We start from the raw sequence: 280 nt of genomic DNA, 5'->3' as shown, positions 1-280 counted from the left end.
CAACAATGTCTCGATGCTCTGGCCCGCGATCACCCGCTCGTTCAGGCGGTTGACGATGAAGGACAGGTTGCGATCCATCGCCTGTTCCCAACCGCCGGGAAAGAGCGCCTCTTCGACCCTAGGCAGTTCGGGGTAGCGGAACACGCTGATCGCCTCGCGCGCCACGCCCTCGGCCAGCAGGGCCGCGTATTCCGCGCTGCCCGTGTCGATTGCCTGGTGAATGAGCAGCCCCGCGCGGTCCAGTGCCGCGATGATCCCGAAAGAGATCCCCCCCGCCCCG

General features: G+C 66.4%; 1 protein-coding gene. It reads right to left on the bottom strand.

Translation table 11 applies throughout. The features are described 5' to 3' along the window. On the bottom strand, window positions 1–280 hold a 280-nt coding region (locus E0702_RS17075; protein ID WP_205742039.1), incomplete at both ends, for a hypothetical protein.

The organism is Halomonas marinisediminis, from assembly GCF_004347715.1.
GTDB lineage: Bacteria > Pseudomonadota > Gammaproteobacteria > Pseudomonadales > Halomonadaceae > Halomonas > Halomonas icarae.
Note: the sequence above shows the minus strand (reverse complement) of the source record. Positions and strands in the feature narration are given on the sequence as shown.